This is a genomic window from Streptomyces sp. NL15-2K (assembly GCF_030551255.1).
GTDB lineage: Bacteria > Actinomycetota > Actinomycetes > Streptomycetales > Streptomycetaceae > Streptomyces.
This window is the reverse complement of sequence record NZ_CP130630.1, coordinates 2604826-2622610: the sequence shown is the minus strand read 5'-3', so window position 1 is coordinate 2622610 and position 17785 is coordinate 2604826. Positions and strand designations below refer to the sequence as shown.

General features: G+C 68.4%; 17 protein-coding genes and 1 pseudogene. 11 read left to right on the top strand and 7 right to left on the bottom strand.

Annotated elements, in window-relative coordinates; translation table 11 throughout:
• Positions 1–34: 34 nt before the first annotated feature.
• On the bottom strand, positions 35–1564 hold the full coding sequence (locus Q4V64_RS11275; RefSeq protein WP_124443296.1) for a S8 family serine peptidase: 1530 nt from the start codon (positions 1562–1564) through the stop codon (positions 35–37).
• A 256-nt stretch (positions 1565–1820) separates the two neighbouring features.
• On the opposite strand from Q4V64_RS11275, the gene Q4V64_RS11270 reads away from it, so the two are divergent.
• The 3 genes from Q4V64_RS11270 to moaA all read left to right on the top strand — a co-directional run bounded on the left by Q4V64_RS11270 (position 1821) and on the right by moaA (position 4957).
• Positions 1821–2177: a DUF485 domain-containing protein gene (locus tag Q4V64_RS11270; RefSeq protein ID WP_124443297.1), complete on the top strand. Its 357-nt coding sequence runs from the start codon at positions 1821–1823 to the stop codon at positions 2175–2177.
• Positions 2174–3799 carry a cation acetate symporter gene (locus Q4V64_RS11265; protein ID WP_124443298.1) on the top strand — a complete coding sequence of 542 codons (1626 nt, stop codon included), beginning with the start codon at positions 2174–2176 and terminating at the stop codon, positions 3797–3799. Before Q4V64_RS11270 ends, Q4V64_RS11265 begins: the two co-directional genes overlap by 4 nt.
• A gap of 168 nt (positions 3800–3967) precedes the next feature.
• Positions 3968–4957: a GTP 3',8-cyclase MoaA gene (gene moaA, locus Q4V64_RS11260; RefSeq protein ID WP_216377675.1), complete on the top strand. Its 990-nt coding sequence runs from the start codon at positions 3968–3970 to the stop codon at positions 4955–4957.
• A gap of 19 nt (positions 4958–4976) precedes the next feature.
• On the opposite strand, the gene Q4V64_RS11255 is transcribed toward moaA, so the two are convergent.
• Together Q4V64_RS11255 and Q4V64_RS11250 are read right to left on the bottom strand one after the other, a co-directional pair.
• Positions 4977–5195 carry a hypothetical protein gene (locus Q4V64_RS11255; protein WP_124443300.1) on the bottom strand — a complete coding sequence of 73 codons (219 nt, stop codon included), beginning with the start codon at positions 5193–5195 and terminating at the stop codon, positions 4977–4979.
• A gap of 245 nt (positions 5196–5440) precedes the next feature.
• Positions 5441–5875 carry a DUF3099 domain-containing protein gene (locus Q4V64_RS11250; protein WP_124443301.1) on the bottom strand — a complete coding sequence of 145 codons (435 nt, stop codon included), beginning with the start codon at positions 5873–5875 and terminating at the stop codon, positions 5441–5443.
• 290 nt (positions 5876–6165) lie between these two features.
• On the opposite strand from Q4V64_RS11250, the gene Q4V64_RS11245 reads away from it, so the two are divergent.
• Complete coding sequence (locus Q4V64_RS11245; protein WP_124443302.1) at positions 6166–6441, top strand: GlsB/YeaQ/YmgE family stress response membrane protein; 276 nt, start codon at positions 6166–6168, stop codon at positions 6439–6441.
• 57 nt (positions 6442–6498) lie between these two features.
• Here Q4V64_RS11245 and tyrS read toward each other — a convergent pair whose 3' ends face one another.
• The 3 genes and pseudogenes from tyrS to Q4V64_RS11230 all read right to left on the bottom strand — a co-directional run.
• Entirely contained in the window at positions 6499–7767 is a 1269-nt protein-coding gene (tyrS, locus tag Q4V64_RS11240) for a tyrosine--tRNA ligase (protein ID WP_124443303.1), read from the bottom strand.
• Positions 7768–7821: 54 nt separating this feature from the next.
• Positions 7822–9216 carry a metallopeptidase TldD-related protein gene (locus tag Q4V64_RS11235; RefSeq protein WP_124443323.1) on the bottom strand — a complete coding sequence of 465 codons (1395 nt, stop codon included), beginning with the start codon at positions 9214–9216 and terminating at the stop codon, positions 7822–7824.
• Positions 9217–9236: 20 nt separating this feature from the next.
• A pseudogene (locus Q4V64_RS11230) lies at positions 9237–9503 on the bottom strand (metallopeptidase TldD-related protein); the annotation flags it as partial.
• A 340-nt stretch (positions 9504–9843) separates the two neighbouring features.
• Between Q4V64_RS11230 and Q4V64_RS11225 the strand changes: the two are divergent.
• The 7 genes from Q4V64_RS11225 (at position 9844) to Q4V64_RS11195 (ending at position 16066) form a co-directional block, all read left to right on the top strand.
• Complete coding sequence (locus Q4V64_RS11225; RefSeq protein ID WP_124443304.1) at positions 9844–11025, top strand: helix-turn-helix transcriptional regulator; 1182 nt, start codon at positions 9844–9846, stop codon at positions 11023–11025.
• 78 nt (positions 11026–11103) lie between these two features.
• Positions 11104–11346, top strand: coding sequence for a hypothetical protein (locus tag Q4V64_RS11220; protein ID WP_124443305.1), 243 nt, complete (start codon positions 11104–11106; stop codon positions 11344–11346).
• Complete coding sequence (locus tag Q4V64_RS11215) at positions 11343–11579, top strand: hypothetical protein (RefSeq protein ID WP_124443306.1); 237 nt, start codon at positions 11343–11345, stop codon at positions 11577–11579. Before Q4V64_RS11220 ends, Q4V64_RS11215 begins: the two co-directional genes overlap by 4 nt.
• A 588-nt stretch (positions 11580–12167) precedes the next feature.
• Positions 12168–12422, top strand: a complete 255-nt coding sequence (locus Q4V64_RS11210) for a hypothetical protein (RefSeq protein WP_124443307.1) — start codon at positions 12168–12170, stop codon at positions 12420–12422.
• Between the two features lie 730 nt (positions 12423–13152).
• A complete protein-coding gene (locus Q4V64_RS11205; protein WP_253267259.1) occupies positions 13153–14589 on the top strand; it encodes a replication initiator in 1437 nt (478 codons plus the stop codon).
• Positions 14586–14771 carry a helix-turn-helix domain-containing protein gene (locus Q4V64_RS11200; RefSeq protein ID WP_253267260.1) on the top strand — a complete coding sequence of 62 codons (186 nt, stop codon included), beginning with the start codon at positions 14586–14588 and terminating at the stop codon, positions 14769–14771. The genes Q4V64_RS11205 and Q4V64_RS11200 overlap by 4 nt, the downstream gene beginning before the upstream one ends.
• A 47-nt stretch (positions 14772–14818) precedes the next feature.
• Complete coding sequence (locus Q4V64_RS11195; protein WP_124443308.1) at positions 14819–16066, top strand: site-specific integrase; 1248 nt, start codon at positions 14819–14821, stop codon at positions 16064–16066.
• 59 nt (positions 16067–16125) lie between these two features.
• On the opposite strand, the gene Q4V64_RS11190 is transcribed toward Q4V64_RS11195, so the two are convergent.
• Positions 16126–17652: a TldD/PmbA family protein gene (locus Q4V64_RS11190; RefSeq protein ID WP_124443309.1), complete on the bottom strand. Its 1527-nt coding sequence runs from the start codon at positions 17650–17652 to the stop codon at positions 16126–16128.
• Positions 17653–17785: the final 133 nt, after the last annotated feature.

Sequence of the window (17785 nt, the reverse complement as noted above, 5' to 3'; positions counted from 1 at the left end):
GCCCTTGGGGAGCCGAAGTGCCGTGGGGCACGCGTCACTTCACCGCGCGGAGCGCGTTGACGATGCCGTACCCGTAGAAGCCGTTGACATACTTGCCGCCCTCGCACACCGCGTCCTGTGTGCCGTCGCCGTCCTGGTCGTAGGACACCGGGCAGGCGGTGTTGTCCGCCTGTGCCTTCAGCAGCACCTGCAGCTGGGCCGGGGAGGCCTTCGGGTACTTCGACTTCAGCAGCGCGGCGACGCCCGCCGCGTGCGGCGAGGCCATCGACGTGCCCTGCAGGAAGCCGTACTCGCCGTTCGGCATGGTGGACAGGATGCGGCCGTTCTGCGACGGCGTGTCCGGGATCTGGTAGAGCCGGTCGCCGCCCGGCGCGGCCACGTCGACGACTCCCTTGCCGTACGAGGAGTAGTACGACTTGAGGTTCTTGACGCCCGTCGCGCTGACCGTGACCACACCCGGCAGCTGCGTCGGCACGTCGAAGCACTCGTGCGGGTCGATCGTCCGCTCGACCGGCGTGGAGTCGTCCGGGCTGCTGTCGTCGACGATCGCGTCGGAGTCCAGGTCGTGGTTGGAGTTGCCCGCGGACGCGAGGTGGAGCGTGCCCTTCTTCTGCGCGTACAGCTGGGCCCTGTTGACGGCATCGACGATGGCCCGCTGGTCCGGGTCGTCCATGCAGTTGTACAGCCACGGGTCGACGTAGTAGCTGTTGTTCGTGATCTCGACGCCGTGGTCGGCGGCGAACACGAAGGCGCACACGACGCTCTCCGGGTAGAAGAGGCCGTTGCCCGGGTCGGTCACGTTGATGCTCGAGACCTTCACCCCGGGCGCGACACCGGCCACGCCGATGCCGTTGCGGGCCGCGGCGATCTCACCGGCCACGTGGGTGCCGTGGTAGTCCTCCGCGGTGTACGGCCGCCAGGCGCCCTCGCTGGTGTCCGCGACACCGCCGTCGCAGTTCGCCGACTGGGACGCGGAGAAGTTCGGTGCGATGTCCGGGTGGGTGTCGTCGACGCCGGTGTCGATCACGGCGACGGTCACGTTGCGGCTGCCCGGGTTGATCTTCGCGGCCTTGTCGGCGCCGATCGCGCGGAGGTCCCACTGGTCGGCTTCCAGGGGCTCGCTGTCCGGCGTGGCGGCGGAGGCGCTCGCGACCTTGGCGGCCTGCTCCTCGGACAGGAACTGCGCCGCGCCCTCGTCCGTGGTCCCCGCGGCGGTCAGCGGCGCGGTGCGCGTGGCACCCGCCGACTGCACTCCGCGTATCCCGCGCATCTCCTTGGCGAACTCCGGGTTCGACGAGTGGACGACGATCACGCCGATCTTCTCGTACGTGATCACGACCGTGCCGCCCGCCGCCGGGACCGCCCTCTTCACCGACTCGATCGTGCGGCGGTCCAGCTTGGTGTTCACGACGTACGCCAGGGCGGGCGCGTCCACCGCCTGCGTGGCACTCTCCGCGCGCGGGGCGGCCGACGCCGCCGTGGGCAGGAAGCCGAGCGAGGCTGTCAGCGACAGCGCGACGGGCACGGCGAGGGCGAGCCGGCGTCTGGAACGCAGATGAGCCATGGGGTCTCCACATCATCCGAAAAACGAGACCTGCCCGAGACACAGGTGGTGCTCGGGCAGGTACATGACGATTTGGTGCAGGCCCGAAACTATCTCTCGAAGTCGCTGGCCAGCAATGACTTACATGAAGTGAGTTGGGAAAGAAGCCCGGGGGGTTGAACCAGTCCTCGCGCGCCGCCGTGACCTTGGGCAGGGAACGCGAGGACACTCGCCCCCGATCCCCGTGACAACCGCATCCGTAACAGGAGGAGACTCCGTGGCCACCGACGCACCGCCCCCCTCGAAAGAGCAACACAAACTCCCGTCCCCCGAGGAGTTCAACGAGGTGCAGCAGAGCGCGGAGTTCGGTGAACTGCGCCGCTCCTTCCGCTCCTTCGCCTTCCCGCTGACGATCGGCTTCGTCGCCTGGTACCTGCTGTACGTCCTGCTGTCGAACTACGCGGGCGACTTCATGGGCACCAAGCTCTTCGGCAACATCAACGTCGCGTTCGTTCTCGGTATCGCCCAGTTCGTCACCACGTTCCTCATCGCCTGGTGGTACTCGCGGCACGCCGCCGCGCAGCTCGACCCCAAGGCCGAAGCCATCAAGTCCCGGATGGAGGGCGGCGCATGAGCCCCGCACAGCAGACGATCCTTGCCGCGAACGAGGCCAGCGAGCACCGGCCGCTGATCATCACCCTGTTCGGGCTGTTCGTCGTGGCGACGCTGGTCATCACCGTCTGGGCGGGCCGCCAGACCAAGGACGCCGCCGACTTCTACGCGGGCGGCCGGTCGTTCAGCGCCTTCCAGAACGGCCTCGCGGTCTCCGGCGACTACATGTCGGCCGCGTCGTTCCTCGGCATCGCGGGCGCCATCGCCCTCTTCGGATACGACGGCTTCCTTTACTCCATCGGCTTCCTGGTCGCCTGGCTGGTGGCCCTGCTCCTGGTGGCCGAGCCGCTGCGGAACTCCGGCCGCTACACCATGGGTGACGTGCTGGCGTACCGCATGCGTCAGCGCCCGGTCCGTACGGCGGCCGGCACCTCCACGATCGTCGTCTCGATCTTCTACCTGCTGGCCCAGATGGCGGGCGCGGGCGTCCTCGTCTCGCTGCTGCTCGGCATCACCTCCGACGCCGGCAAGATCCTCATCGTCGCCCTGGTCGGCGTCCTGATGATCGTGTACGTCTCCATCGGCGGCATGAAGGGCACCACCTGGGTCCAGATGGTCAAGGCCGTGCTGCTCATCGGCGGCACCATCCTGATCACCTTCCTGGTGCTGCTGAAGTTCAACTTCAACATCTCCGACCTGCTGGGCACGGCCGCCGAGAACAGCGGCAAGGGTGCCGCCTTCCTGGAGCCCGGCCTCCAGTACGGCGCGACCGGCACCACCAAGCTGGACTTCATCTCCCTCGGCATCGCCCTGGTGCTCGGCACGGCGGGCCTGCCGCACATCCTGATCCGCTTCTACACGGTGCCCAACGCCAAGGCCGCCCGGAAGTCCGTCAACTGGGCGATCGGCATCATCGGCGGCTTCTACCTGATGACCATCGCGCTCGGCTTCGGCGCCGCGGCGCTGATCTCGCAGGAAGAGATCATCGCGTCCAACCCGTCCGGCAACACGGCGGCGCCCCTGCTCGCCCTGCACCTGGGCGGCGTCGACTCGGCCTGGGGCGCGATCCTGCTCGCCACGATCTCGGCGGTGGCCTTCGCGACGATCCTCGCCGTGGTCGCCGGCCTCACCCTCGCCTCGTCGTCCTCCTTCGCGCACGACATCTACGCCAACGTCATCCGCAAGGGGAAGGCCACCGAGAAGGAGGAGGTAAGGGCGGCCCGTCTGGCGACCATCGGCATCGGCGCCGTCTCCATCCTCCTGGGCGCCCTCGCCCGCGACCTGAACGTGGCGGGCTTGGTCGCCCTCGCCTTCGCGGTCGCCGCCTCCGCCAACCTGCCGACGATCCTCTACAGCCTGTTCTGGAAGCGGTTCACCACCCAGGGCGCCCTGTGGTCGATCTACGGCGGCCTGATCGTGGCCGTCGGCCTGGTGCTGTTCTCACCCGTCGTCTCCGGCGACCCCAAGGCGATGTTCCCCGACGTCGACTTCGCCTGGTTCCCGCTGAAGAACCCGGGCATCATCTCCATCCCGTTCGGCTTCCTGATGGGCTGGCTCGGCACCATCCTGTCCAAGGAGGAGCCGAACACCGACAAGTACGCGGAGCTGGAGGTCCGGTCCCTGACCGGCACCGGCGCGCACTGATCGCGTACTGAGCGTTCACCGAGTACGCCCCCTGAGCGGCCGCGTCGTAGGTCCCTACGGCGCGGCCGCGTCCTGTCTCGTGGGATCGGGCCCTGTTGTTGTCAGTGGCGTCACGTAGGCTCGCAGTCGACGGTAAAGATTTGGTCCGTGACGAGGCAGGGGGCCCACGTGCTCATCGACACCTACGGCCGGGTGGCCACCGACCTGAGGGTCTCGCTGACCGACCGGTGCAACCTGCGCTGTACCTACTGCATGCCCGAGGAGGGCCTGCAGTGGCTGGCCAAGCCCGACCTGCTCACGGACGACGAGATCGTCCGGCTGATCGACATCGCCGTCACCTCCCTGGGCATCGAGGAGGTCCGCTTCACCGGCGGCGAGCCCCTGCTGCGCCCCGGCCTGGTCGGCATCGTCGAGCGGGTCGCCGCCCTGGAGCCCCGCCCGCAGATGTCCCTCACCACCAACGGCATCGGCCTCAAGCGCACGGCGACGGCCCTGAAGGCGGCCGGCCTGGACCGGGTCAACGTCTCCCTGGACACCCTCCGCCCGGACGTCTTCAAGACCCTCACCCGCCGCGACCGCCACAAGGACGTCATCGAGGGCCTGCACGCCGCCCGGGACGCGGGCCTGAGCCCGGTCAAGGTCAACTCCGTCCTGATGCCCGGGCTGAACGAGGACGAGGCCCCGGACCTCCTGGCCTGGGCGGTGGAGCATGACTACGAACTGCGCTTCATCGAGCAGATGCCCCTGGACGCCCAGCACGGCTGGAAGCGCGAGGGCATGGTCACCGCCGGCGACATCCTGGCCTCCCTGCGCACCCGCTTCGAGCTCACCCCCGAGGGCTCCGACGAGCGCGGCTCGGCCCCCGCCGAGCGCTGGATCGTCGACGGCGGCCCGCAGCGGGTCGGCGTCATCGCCTCCGTAACCCGCCCGTTCTGCTCGGCCTGCGACCGCACCCGCCTGACGGCCGACGGACAGATACGCACGTGCCTGTTCGCCACGGAGGAGACGGACCTGCGCGCCGCGCTGCGCTCCGGCGCTCCCGACGAGGAGATCGCCCGCATCTGGCGCCTGGCCATGTGGGGCAAGAAGGCGGGCGCGGGCCTGGACGACCCGTCCTTCGTCCAGCCGGACCGGCCCATGTCTGCCATCGGTGGCTGAGGCTGTAGGCGGACCGGCGCTACGAACCCTCGGGCGCTTCCCAGTCCTCGAACTTCACGACGTCCTTCAGGAACCCGCGCACACCGAGGAACTGGGACAGATGCTCCCGGTGCTCCTCACACGCCAGCCACGTCTTGCGCCGCTCGGGCGTATGGATCTTCGGGTTGTTCCACGCCAGCACCCACACGGCGTCGGCACGGCAGGCCTTGGCGGAACAGATCGGGGTCTCGTCACTCACAGGTTCGTCTCACAAGCGCGGTGAACGCGGCAGAAAAGCCGGCAAACAAGGCGACGCCGAGCAGCCACGGGGGGAGCTGCCCGGCGTCGGTCCGTCGCTCCGACGGGGGATGCGGAGCGCCTACGAAGTATGTCACGGGTAACCCGTCGCCCGGCACCGGAACAACATGATTGATCTGAGCTTTTCTTGAGCTTGGTGCAGGCCTGACTCACGGTCGGGACGCGTCCGCGAGGGATGCGCCATGATCACGCCCGGTCGCCCGACCCGCTCGCCGTGCCCGGCGCGGGATCGGCGACGACGTCCTCCGGGACGGGTTCCGCGAGCCGCTCCTCTTGCGGGAAACCGTCCTCCTTTGCGAAAGCGTCCTCAGCGTGCGGCGGCTCGATCATCGGCGGCGTCGGCGCCGTGACGAACGTCGACGGCAGCGACGGCGCGTTCTCCCGCCCCGCGTTGGCGACGACCACGGCGATGTAGGGGAGGACCGCACCCAGCACCAACGCGACGATCGCGATGTGCCGTTCGACGTTCCACAGGGTGGCCGCGAGGATCACCGACAGCGTACGGATCGTCATCGATATGACGTACCGGCGCTGCCTTCCGCGTACGTCCTCCTGGAGGCCCGCCCGAGCCCCGGTGATCCGGAACACCTCGGCGTTGCCGCCGCCATGCTGCTTCCGCATCACATTCCACCATCCGCCCGCATCGCACTCTCCCCGCCCCCTGCCAGGTCCGCCCCCGGTCGGGGAACGGGACCCGGACAGCTCCCACGTTACGCCGCGCCTGGCCCGTCCACGAGACCGGGGCGCCCCCGGCCTGGACGAGCGGCCTCGGCCGTTGCGCGTACACCCCCGCCCGGCATGCGCCGTACCGCGACTGGGCCGAAACTGGGTGTACTGCTCAGACGGGCGGTACTCGGCCACGGCATGACGAGCCGGGACGAGCCCGAGACGAGCCGTACAAGGAGGCAGCCATGGGCTGGTTGTGGGCGATCATCGTGGGACTCGTGCTCGGCCTCGTCGCCAAGGCGATCATCCCGGGCAAGCAACATATTCCGCTGTGGCTGACCACCATCCTGGGCATCCTCGGCGCCATCGGCGGCAACGCGGTCGCGCGGGCGGCCGGTGTCGACGCGACGGCGGGCATCGACTGGTGGCGCCACGGCTTCCAGCTGGTGGCCGCGGTCATCCTCGTCGGCCTCGGCGACCGGGCGTACGTGGCGGTCCGGGGCGGCAGACGACGGGTCTGACGGCAGGCAGCACGATGGGGGCGGCTTCCGCCACGGAAGCCGCCCCCATCGGTGTGCCTAGGCGCCCGTGACCTCGACCGCCGCCAGGTTCTTCTTGCCCCGGCGCAGTACCAGCCAGCGCCCGTGCAGCAGATCCTCCTTGGCGGGGACCGCGTCCTCGGTCGCGACCTTGACGTTGTTCACGTAGGCACCGCCCTCCTTGACCGTGCGGCGCGCGGCCGACTTGCTGGCCACCAGGCCGACCTCGGCGAACAGGTCGACCACCGGGCCGAGCTCGGCGACCTGGACGTGCGGCACCTCGGACAGGGCCGCGGCCAGCGTCTTGTCGTCCAGGTCGACCAGCTCACCCTGCCCGAAGAGGGCCTTGGAGGCGGCGATCACGGCGGCGGTCTGCTCGGCGCCGTGGACCAGCGTCGTCAGCTCCTGTGCGAGCGCGCGCTGCGCGGCACGCGCCTGGGGGCGCTCCTCGGTCTGCCGCTCCAGCTCCTCCAGCTCCTCGCGGGACTTGAAGGACAGGATCCGCATGTACGTCGAGATGTCCCGGTCGTCCACGTTCAGCCAGAACTGGTAGAACGCGTACGGCGTCGTCATCTCCGGGTCGAGCCAGACGGCCCCGCCCTCGGTCTTGCCGAACTTGGTGCCGTCCGCCTTGGTCATCAGCGGGGTGGCGAGCGCGTGGACGTCGGCGTGCGGCTCCAGCTTGTGGATCAGGTCCAGGCCGGCCGTGAGGTTGCCCCACTGGTCGCTGCCGCCCTGCTGGAGCGTGCAGCCGTACCGGCGGTACAGCTCCAGGAAGTCCATGCCCTGGAGCAGCTGGTAGCTGAACTCCGTGTAGCTGATGCCCTCCTCGGATTCCAGGCGCCGGGCGACCGAGTCCTTGGTCAGCATCTTGTTGACGCGGAAGTGCTTGCCGATGTCCCGCAGGAACTCGATGGCCGACAGGCCGGCCGTCCAGTCCAGGTTGTTCACCATCACCGCGGCGTTCTCGCCCTCGAAGGACAGGAACGGCTCGATCTGCGCGCGCAGCCGGGTCACCCAGTTCGCGACCGTCTCCGGGTCGTTCAGCGTGCGCTCCGCCGTCGGGCGCGGGTCGCCGATCTGGCCGGTCGCCCCGCCCACCAGGGCCAGCGGACGCAGGCCCGCCTGCTGGAGCCGGCGCATGGTGAGGACCTGCACCAGGTGGCCGACGTGCAGACTGGCCGCCGTCGGGTCGAAGCCGCAATAGAACGTGACGGGACCGTCCGCGAGCGCCTTGCGCAATGCGTCCTCGTCAGTGGACAGGGCGAACAGCCCCCGCCACTTCAGCTCGTCGACGATGTCCGTCACGGTTCTCGTATCTCCTTGCATGGGCTCGAACGGGCCTCGTAATCAGGTACGAGGTTATACGCCCTGGCTGACAGAGCTCATATTGAAGTCCGGCACCCTCAGGGCCGGCATCGCAGCCCTAGTGAACCAGTCGCTCCACTCCCTAGGCAGCGTCTTTTCCGTCCGCCCGGCCTCCGTCGCCCGGCCCAGCAGGTCGACCGGTGACTCGTTGAACCGGAAGTTGGTGACCTCGCCGGTCACCTCGCCGTTCTCCACGAGATAGACGCCGTCCCGGGTCAGGCCCGTCAGCAGCAGCGTCGCCGGGTCGACCTCGCGGATGTACCACAGGCAGGTCAGCAGCAGCCCGCGCTCGGTGTTCGCGACCATCTCCTCCAGGGAGCGGTCCTCGCCCCCGTCCAGGATCAGGTTGTCGATCCCCGGCGCCACCGGCAGCCCCGTCAGGTCGGCGCTGTGCCGGCTGGTCAGCAGATGACTCAGCTGTCCCTCGCGCATCCACTCGGTGGCCGTCAGCGGCAGCCCGTTGTCGAACACCGACTGGTCGCCGCCGGAGGAGTGCACGAGCACGAAGGGCGCGGACTCCAGGCCCGGCTCGTTCGGGTCGCTGCGCAGGGTCAGCGGCAGGTCGGTCAGCTTGTCGCCCACGCGGGTGCCGCCCCCCGGCTTGGAGAACACCGTGCGGCCCTCCGCCGCGTCCCGGCCCGACGCCGACCACATCTGGTAGATCAGCAGGTCCGCGACGGCGCTCGGCGGCAGCAGCGTCTCGTACCGCCCGGCAGGCAGCGCGATCCGCCGCTCGGCCCAGCCGAGGCGTACCGCGAGCTCCGCGTCCAGCGCCGCCGGATCGACGTCCTTGAAGTCCCTGGTCGACCGGCCCGCCCACGCCGACCGGGTCCGGTCCGGCGACTTGGCGTTCAGCTCCAGCGTCCCGTTGGGCTGGTCGTGCCGCAGGCGCAGCCCCGTCGACGTACCGAGGTAGCTGGAGACCACCTCGTGGTTGGCGAAGCCGTACAGCTCGCGACCGCCCGCACGCGCGCGTGCGAACGCCTCACCGAGCGCCGGCGCGAAGTCCGCGAACACGGCGGACGAGGTCTCGGCCGGCGCGTCCGTGAAGTCGGGCGCCGCCGGTACGCCCGTGACCAGCGGCCGCGCGTCCTCGGCGGGACCGGCACTGCGCGCGGCGGCCTCCGCGGCCCGCACCAGGGGCTCCAGCTCGTCCGCGGTGACGGCCGAGCGCGTGACGACACCGGAGGCCGTGCCCTCCTTGCCGTCGACGGTCGCGATCACGGTGAGCGTACGTCCGCGAGTGACGCCGTTCGTGGTGAGCGTGTTGCCCGCCCAGCGCAGGTTGGCGGTCGACTGCTCGTCGGCGATGACCACACAGCCGTCGGCCCGGGACAGTTCGAGGGCGCGCTCGACGATCTCGTGCGGCTTGTTCGTCAACGAAGTAATGCCGTTGGGCACACGAGAACTCATCGACCGGCCTCCTGCGTGGTGTTCAGAATGTTGACGCTCTTGAAGAGGGCCGACGGGCAGCCGTGCGAGACCGCGGCCACCTGGCCGGGCTGGGCCTTGCCGCAGTTGAAGGCTCCGCCCAGGACGTAGGTCTGCGGACCGCCGACGGCGGCCATGGACCCCCAGAAGTCGGTGGTCGTCGCCTGGTAGGCCACGTCCCGCAGCTGCCCGGCGATCCGCCCGTTCTCGATCTTGAAGAACCGTTGCCCGGTAAATTGAAAGTTCACCCCAGGGTCAGGGGGCATACCCCGCTGATCGGCGTTTGTGCAGGTCAGGCGGTGTCTCACGGTCTACCCTCAATCCCTGTTCACACGGGTTGAAACCGGACGGTACGGGGTCTGGTGATGACTTGGTGTCGACCTCCGGGGCCCGTCTCGGGACTACCTACGCGGGTCCTGGAGGCTTGGCCCCAGATTGGATCAGAGACTACCCACCGGTCGCCTGGACGGGACGCGAATATCGCTCTGACCTGAGCCCCTCCCCGCCCGTGTGAGATCGCTGCCTGCGGGAGTGACGAACGAGGGAGGCCGCACGGACGGGCGGCGCGCGCCGTACGCTCGAATCATGAGTGCCGACATTGGCAAGCGGCTTCAGGAAGTACGCAAGCGGCGCGGTATGACGCAGCGTCAGCTGGCGACTGAGTCCGGCGTGTCCCTGTCCTTGATCCGGAAGCTGGAGCAAGGGGAACGGGGTGACACGCGACTGGAGACTGCGCGCCGACTGGCGCTGGCCCTGCGAGTGCCGACGACGAACCTCATCGCTGATCACGAGGAGGAGCGACAGGCGGCGCCTGGGGCTGATGATCGTTGGGAGGCTGTCCGGCGGGCACTCGTGGCTCCGGTTCGGGCGGAGGGGCTGGCCGAAGAACCGACCGTGGATGGCGTGCGAGACGCCGTGGTATCAGCACTGCCGCTCTTCTCCGGTGATCGTTTCGCAGAGCTGAGCGTGATCCTTCCGCCTCTGCTGCGCGACGCTGATCTTGTCGCCGAGCACGGTCCAGAGGGGCGGGCCGTACGCGTCCGGCTCTCGCAGCTGACGGGCTGGCTGCTCACCCAGACTCGGCAGTTCGAGGCGGCTGACATCGCGCTGTCCCGGTGCATGGAGGAGTCCTCGGACCGGCTTCAGGCGGCGGCGACGGTGAGCACGCAGTGCTGGCTCTTGCTGCGGCGTGGTCGGCTGGCTGCGGCGCGGGAGCTGGCGACCCGGTGGGCGGATGAGGTGGAGCCGCGTATCTCGCGGGCTACCCCGGCGGAGCTCAGTGCGTGGGGCTGGCTGCTGCTGCGTGCCTCGGCTGCCGCTATCCGGGACAACCGGCCTGGGGAGGCCGAGGACGCCTTGCGCTACGCCAATTCGGCAGCGGTCGCGATGGGGCGGGAGTTCGCACCGCGCGACGACTTCTTGCAGGCCTTCGGACCGGTCACGGTGGCTCTGAAGCGCGCCGAGAACGCCATGATCGTTGACAAGCCGGACCTGGTCCTCAAGCTCTCGGCGCGCATCCCGACGGGCGGCATGCGGCCCACTTCCAACAACCGCAACCGTCACCTACTGGACGTGGCAGAAGCGCATGCGCGCTCGCGCGACTACGCGAAGACGGTGGAGGTCTTGCAGGGCATTCAGGCGGACGCCCCTCAGTGGCTGCCGAACCAGCGGTACGCGCGGGACATCTTCGGTCGCGTCATCGCACGTCGGCGCACCCTCACGCCCGAGATGCGGAGCCTTGCAGACGCGATCGGCGTACCGCTGTGACGTGGTGTGGCACTTCGAGCTGACACCTCGCCAAAGTGCCATTGAGGTGTGTTCATGCCGCTACCTAGCGTTATTGGCATGGTGACACAAGGCAAACCAGCAGACACGGCCGTCCCTGAGCGCGGAGAGCTGGTGTACGACCCGGTGACGCGCAAGGTCGGGGAGTACCAGGACAAGGCCGGGCCGTACGCCATGCTGCGTCCGGTGGGCGGTGGCCGTGAGTGGCAGGCCGACCCGGCGCAGATCCGCCCGGCCAGTCCTGCGGAACGGCTCAGCGCGGGCGTGAGGGTCGCCAACAAGCGAGCGAGGCGGGGACTGTGAGCGTGCGATCGGTGATCCGTCACGAGACGTGGACGCTCACGCCGGACCGTGAGCCTGATGCGGAGCCGATCACGTACGCGATGGAGTGTGCGGTGTGCGGTGAGTCCTCGGACGGCAGCGAGGACTTCGCGGACGGGCAGAGCTGGGTGTTAGAGCACTGCGGCAGGAACCCGTCGCACCACACCTTCCGGGAGATCATCACTCGTCCGTGGCGTGCCTGGCGGCACACATGATGCGGCGCGCCGTGGACTGGTTAGCCCGTTTCACGGGTCCGCTGCTGATCATCATGATCTCGGGCTCGTGCGGCTTCGTGCTGGGCGTCGCTGCCGCGTCCGGCTCGGCGCTTCCCTAGATGCCCGTCCCCGCCGGACGTAGCCGATCGAGGGTGTTCCCCCCACTCTGAGGAGCCCTGGCGGGGAGGGGCCTTTGCCCTGGTAGTGGCGCGGTGTGGGCACGCCGCCGGCCGTAGAGGCTTTTGGGCGGGAGCTGCCATGGGGCGAGTGAACAGGGGGCCTTACGCTGCCTGGCGGATCGGGCAGTCTTTGGGACCTGCCCGCAATGGCCCGATCGGCCCCCTGTTCTTCGAGGCTCGCCCCATGGTGGCTGCCTAAAAGCCTCGTAGGCCGTCGGCCCCGGCCCAAGAGGGTTTTGCGCCCGTACTGGCGGCTCGTCGCAGTGCGGCCGTGTCCCCGCACCGTCGTGTGTACCCCCGTGCCTGTCCGTGCGGGGTTGTCCGTGTTCGGAGACTGAGTGAGGTGTGTATGAAGCGTTGTGGTGATCAGTTCGCGCCCCCGCCGGAGATGCAAGCTGAGGCGTGCCGCGTGGCGGGGGTGGAGCTGGATGTTGCGCCCGCGCTGGTGCTGCGGTGCGAGCTGGGGGTGCACGAGGGGCCAGATCATGCGGCGGGGATCGTGGAGGCGCAGGATGTCACGGGGCGCATGACCTGGATGTGGTGGCGCTCGGGGGTGGAGATGCGCGATCCGTGCATGGTGCGCCGTTTCGGGGATGAGGACCGGTTGGACAACGTTGTGTGCGGCCTGTTCGAGGGGCACGAGGGTGAGCACGCCTGGCCGTAGCGGGCCGGGGCGTGGCCGGTGGGTGTCGGGGGTCCGGGCCGCTGCCGTGGGTGCTGGAGGCCATGAGCCACGGGCCTGAGCCAACGGGACGGGGGCGGGCAAGGTTGGGCTGTGCTGGAACTGGCTCACGTCTGGGAGAGCCTGATGCGCGCCGGGCGGCGGCGCCCCGGACCGGACCGGCCGAAGGCCGCATGCCGGGCCGGGGTGCGGCAAGCCGCCCGGCGGCGCGCCGAAGGCGCGCCTAGAGGAAGTGAAGACAGATTCCGACACGCGCCCTACCGCTGCCTACTCCCGCTTCCCGGTCGACGCATGGCACGGGGCGCAACCGGTCGGACAGACCTCCTCGGCACCCCGGTCCGGCAACCGCGACTCCTCCTCTCCGGTCGCGTGCCAAGTGCCATGTCCTCGGCGGCAATTCGTTGGCGTAGCTGAGCCTGGTCTGAGATCATGACGGGACGAGCGACGAGCCTTCTTCAGCGATTCTCAGACACAGAGACAGACCTTCCTCAGCAGACATCACATCTTCAGTCTTCTTCTGTCTTCGTTCTCTCTCACGCTGCCGCTCCACGCTCTGCTCTCTTCTTCTGATCTGACGTGCCGTCACTTATCCCTGACGCATCATCACCTCGACCCAAAAGGACATCAGACATGACTCGCACCTGCGCCTCGGCTCGCGCTCCTCCTCGCCCATCCGTTCTGGAGGTGCCCTGTGTTCAACGCCTCGCACGAGGTGACAGCTTCGAATAACCGCTCCGCTGAGCTGGAGCGTGAAAAGCGTCTGCGGCTGCTGTCCGATGTCGATCGGGACATCATCCGCCTGGCGCACGATCCCCTGTTCCCGCGCTGGCTGGAGCAGATCAAGGCCATCGGCGGGTGTGGCCATCCGGTCTACCTGTCCGGCTCCACGGTCACCCGCGACGCCCTGACGGGTGAGGTGATCGCGTCCTACTCGACCGCCGGGGAACCGGGTGAGCGGCTGGCCGTCCGCTGCCGTAACCGCCGTGCATCGGTCTGTGAGCCGTGCTCCTATCTGCACGCGGGCGACACCTACCAGCTGATCCGCGCGGGCCTGTCCGGCGGCAAGAATGTGCCTGAGAGGGTGCGGGATCAGCCCCGGCTGTTCGTCACCCTGACGGCGCCCTCGTTCGGGCCGGTGCATCGCTTCCTCGACGGCGAACGCTGCCGACCGCGCCGGGATGGTGGCTCCTGCGAACATGGGCGCCCGGTCGGCTGCGGCCTGGTCCACACCGAGGAAGACCCGTTGTTGGGCCGCCCGCTGTGCCCTGACTGCTACGACTACGTCGGCCACGTGCTGTGGCACGCGCACGCCGGACGGCTGTGGGACCGGTTCACCACCGCCGTACGGCGTCACCTCGCCTCGGCCGGAGGGATCTCGCGCTCACGGCTCCGTGAGCACCTGGTGGTGTCCTTCGCCAAGGTCGCCGAGTACCAGAAGCGGACGGCAATCCACTTCCACGCGGTGGTGCGCCTCGACGGTCCGGCCGGTCCCGGTGACCCGTCTCCGGACTGGGCCACGGTCGAACTGCTCACCGACGCCGTGCGCGCGGCTGCCGCATCGGCGAACGTCCGAGTCCCGGAATCTGACGCCTACGGGACTGAACTCCTCCTATTCGGCGAACAGTTGGCCGTGCGGCCGATCTGGGCCTTCGCGGACGGTGAGGGACCGACCGATGATGCCGTAGCGGCTTATGTGGCCAAGTACGTCTCCAAGGGAACCGCCGAAACCGGCGCCGGACTGGATTACCTCGTCACCAGCCCGGACGACATCGATGCGGCAGCCGTCACAACCCATGTGAAGGCGCTTATGGGTACTTGCTGGCGCCTGGGCGGCCTGCCCGAACTGGAACACCTCCGGCTGCGGTCCTGGGCTCACACGCTCGGCTACCGGGGCCACATCCTCACCAAATCCCGCCGCTACTCGACGACGTACACGGCTCTGCGCGAGGAACGGGCCGAATACCAGCGTGGCGGCACAGAGCCGACCGACAACCCCGCCGTCATTACGGAGTCGAACTGGCGCTATGTCGGCTCCGGCTACACCCCGGGCGCGGCCCTCCTCGCCGCCGGAATCGCGGAAGACGTCGCAACCAGTCGCGAACTCGCCCGCGAAGCGACCGAAGACCAGGCGCGGGGGTGGGAGCTGTGAGGGGCGGCAGCAACCTGCTCATGACGCCGGACGAGGCGGCCGCGGAACTCGGTGTGACGAAGCGCGTCCTCATGGACTCGTACCGGCGTTGGGGCATCCCGTTCCTCAAGGTCGGCAAGCACGTCCGGTTCCGAACTCGCGATCTGCACAACTGGGTTGAGGACCGTATGCAGCGCGACTAGGCTGACGATCAGTCACCGACCAATCAACATGTGAAGGGTTAACAATCGTGGCGACCATCAAGAAGGAAGACTGCTCCTGCCCCCGGCGCAAGAAGCCCACGTGCCCTCACAAGCCGTACCGGGTGACGTACCGGGAGCCCGGGGGCAGGGCAGGCAAGCCTCGGCAGGTGTCCTTCAAGAAGCTTGAAGACGCGGAAGCGTTCGCGGTCAAGGTGGAGCGGGACAAGGACTTGGGGACGTACATCAACCCCAAGGCGGGACAGCGGACGTTCCAACAGGTCTGGCACGAGTGGGTTGAGGCCGGAACTCTGGAAGAGTCCTCGAAAAGGAACTATCAGAGCGTCTACGACAACCACTACGGGCCGTTCTTCGGGAACAAGCCCATCGGCAGCATTACCCCGACAACCATCATGGAATGGGAGGCAGACCAGAGGGAACGCGGCTACAAGGAAACCGGAATCAATGGACGGAAGAACGTCCTCTCATCCGTCTTCAACTATGCGGTAGCAGCCGAGGTCATCGGTCGCAATCCGTGCAAGAAAGCGAACCCTCGTAGGCGCTCGGGACAGCAGTTCACCCCGGTCACCGACGATGACATCCCGACCATGGAAGAGGTACTGGGGATCATCGCCGAGGCTCCGAAGCTCATCCGCGCTGGCTTCTGGGCCATGGCCGGGTGCGGTACACGTCCGGGGGAGTCCTTGGCTCTGGCCGACGAATCCATGGACTGGGAACGCAGCATTCTGGCCGTGGATCACCAGGTCTCGGCCTACGGCTGCCAGGAAATCTCGGGTTACCGGCGAGGCGTGAAGAGGGGAACGAAACACCGCACCTTCGATGAGGCCCGGAAGGCTCCGGTACCTGAGTCGATCAACGAGATTTTCAATGATCACATCGACGTCTTCGGGACGTGGGGAGATCGAGGCTGGTTCTTCGAGTCTCCTCGGCTGAATGACCGCCACCCCTCGTATGACTGGTTCCTGGATCAGTTCAAGGCGGCGGCCAAGCTGGCTGGGACTCCGCAGTACACCCCGAAGAGCTTCCGGCACTTCTTCGTCTCGGAGGCCATCCATGCCCAGATTCCGCTCTTCGAAGTAGCGGCGTGGGTCGGGCACCGGACCACCAGGACGACAGAGCTGGTCTACGGCCACCTCGTCCGCCGGGCCATGGACCGAGGCGCCCGCACCATGCACAACCGTCTGGGCCTGAAGCTGGAGCCCTTCAAGGGCCTCATCGTCCCGCCCTCGCTGACGCCTTCCGAGGACGACATCGAGGACTGGGACGACGTGGCGTAGGGGGTCGCTGTGATCGCGTGTCGACCCGGTGCAGACTTCGAGTCGGAACGACCGCCCTCTCAGGAGCGACCGGACTCGTTTGCAGTGTTCAGGATGTTCACACCCCGAAACATTGCAGACGGGCATCCATGAGACACGGAAGCGACCTGCCCTGGCTGGGCCTTTCCGCAGTTGAAAGCCCCTCCTAGCACGTAGGTCTGAGGTCCTCCCACGGCCTCCAGGGACCCCCAAAACTGGGGTGTGACCCCCTGATATGCAAAGTCTCGGACCTGCCCCGCAAGGCGGCCGTTCCGGATCGCGTATGCCCTCTGACCCGTAAATTGAAAGTTGTACCGCTGCATGTCGATCGACCAGGACCGGTCGCCGACGACGTAGATCCCGCGCTCCACGCCCCCGATCAGGTCCTCGGTCGACATCCCGGCCGGATCCGGCCGCAGCGACACGTTGGCCATGCGCTGTACGGGCACGTGGCCGGGGGAGTCGGCGAAGGCGCATCCGTTGGACCGCTCGAACCCGGTCAGCCGCGCGATCCGCCGGTCCAGCTGGTAGCCGGCCAGCGTGCCGTTCTTCACCAGGTCCCAGGACTGGCCCTCGACGCCCTCGTCGTCGTACCCGATGGTGGCGAGGCCGTGCTCGGCGGTGCGGTCGCCGGTGACGTTCATCAGCTCGGAGCCGTACCTCAGCTTGCCGAGCTGGTCGAAGGTGGCGAAGGAGGTGCCGGCGTAAGCGGCCTCGTAGCCGAGCGCCCGGTCCAGCTCGGTGGCGTGGCCGATGGACTCGTGGATGGTCAGCCACAGGTTGGACGGGTCGACGACGAGGTCGTACAGGCCCGGCTCGACGCTCGGCGCCCGCATCTTCTCGGCCAGCAGCTCCGGGATCCGCTCGAGCTCGGCGTCCCAGTCCCAGCCCGTGCCGGTCAGGTACTCCCAGCCGCGCCCGACGGGCGGCGCGATGGTCCGCATGGAGTCGAACTCGCCGCTCGACTCGTCGACCGACACGGCCGTCAGCGACGGATGCAGCCGCACCCGCTGCTGGGTGGTCACGGTCCCGGCGGTGTCGGCGTAGAACTTGTTCTCATGGACCGTGAGCAGCGAGGCGTCCACGTGATGCACGCCGTCGGCCGCCAGCAGCCGCTCGCTCCACTCCGCCAGCAGGCCCGACTTCTCCTCGTCGGGGACGGTGAACGGATCGATCTCGTACGACGAGATCCACGTCTTGTCGGCATGCACGGGCTCGTCGGCGAGCTCCACCCGCTCGGCCGACCCGGCCGCCTTGATCACCTGAGCGGAGAGCTTGGCCATCTGGACGGCCTGCGAGGCGACCTTGGCGGCGGCGTCGAGGGTCAGATCAACCCCGGACGCGAACCCCCAGGTCCCGCCGTGCACGACCCGCACCGCGTACCCGAGGTCGGTGGTGTCCGACGATCCGGAGGGCTTGGCGTCCCTGAGGCTCCAGGAGGCGCTGCGCACCCGCTCGAACCGGAAGTCCGCGTGCTCGGCGCCCAGCGCACGCGCGCGTGCGAGCGCGGCGTCCGCCAAGGCGCGTAGCGGAAGTGCCGTAAAGGCGTCGTCGATGGTATGAGGCACCGCGGTCTCTCCCTGTCGTCATGACCTGTGGTTGCCCCGATCATGTCGCGCGGGCGGGTCCGCGGACCACACCTTTCCGTCCGGAGCCCGCATCTTTCTGTAGGGATCCGACAGTGAGTGCCGTAAGCCACTG

Bases quoted from the DNA above. Each gene is read 5' to 3' on its own strand.
- Q4V64_RS11275 (WP_124443296.1), bottom strand. From the start codon at position 1,564: ATGGCTCATCTGCGTTCCAGACGCCGGCTCGCCCTCGCCGTGCCCGTC.
- Q4V64_RS11220 (WP_124443305.1), top strand. From the start codon at position 11,104: ATGGTGACACAAGGCAAACCAGCAGACACGGCCGTCCCTGAGCGCGGA.
- Q4V64_RS11245 (WP_124443302.1), top strand. From the start codon at position 6,166: ATGGGCTGGTTGTGGGCGATCATCGTGGGACTCGTGCTCGGCCTCGTC.
- Q4V64_RS11225 (WP_124443304.1), top strand. From the start codon at position 9,844: ATGAGTGCCGACATTGGCAAGCGGCTTCAGGAAGTACGCAAGCGGCGC.
- Q4V64_RS11250 (WP_124443301.1), bottom strand. From the start codon at position 5,875: ATGCGGAAGCAGCATGGCGGCGGCAACGCCGAGGTGTTCCGGATCACC.
- Q4V64_RS11265 (WP_124443298.1), top strand. From the start codon at position 2,174: ATGAGCCCCGCACAGCAGACGATCCTTGCCGCGAACGAGGCCAGCGAG.